This window comes from Mesorhizobium caraganae, assembly GCF_016836705.1.
Taxonomy (GTDB): domain Bacteria; phylum Pseudomonadota; class Alphaproteobacteria; order Rhizobiales; family Rhizobiaceae; genus Mesorhizobium; species Mesorhizobium caraganae.
Window position 1 is genome coordinate 1 of record NZ_JAFCGY010000117.1, and the last position, 532, is coordinate 532.

Annotated in this window: 2 pseudogenes; both read right to left on the reverse strand. The window is 53.9% G+C overall.

The window, feature by feature from the left end:
- Positions 1–297 (reverse strand): annotated as a pseudogene (locus JQK88_RS35875) (hypothetical protein); the annotation flags it as partial.
- 109 nt (positions 298–406) lie between these two features.
- Positions 407–532 (reverse strand): annotated as a pseudogene (locus tag JQK88_RS35540) (IS630 family transposase); the annotation flags it as partial.

The following is a 532-nucleotide window of genomic DNA, read 5'->3' on the forward strand; positions in this document are numbered from 1 at the left end:
AAAGAGCGCGATGGGCATCGTGACCAAGAAGTGAGGGTCCCGAGGAAACCAGCCGACCGGTAACTGGCCTTGCAACAACTCGCCGAATGTGCCGCAACAAAGAGCGTCGCTAGAATGAACCCTTGGCTGCTGCGCATCCTCGGCGATAATCTGGGTCGCATCCGCGCTATCGAACGTCTGGTGATACATGTATGGGCTCCAAACTTCATCGTCGGCCGCTTCGAGAAGTTCTCTAGTCGACATGCTCGCACCGCTTCCCAGAGGGCCGACAGGATGTATAGAATTTTGGACCGCCATATCACTTCCTCGTCAGGTACATCGAAGTGGATTTGTTGGTACGAGACGAGACCCGATCATCCGAACAGGGCTCGCGTTTCAGTTGGGATACTTTCAAGTACCTAGGGCGCTAGTCACCTGAATCTGAAGTTCGGTTCATTGTCTTCTGGCAGAAACGCTTGACCGATGCGAGGATCTGGTCGGCGGATTTGACCCACTTGTAAGGGGTGGGGTTTTCGTTGTGGGTTTCGATGAA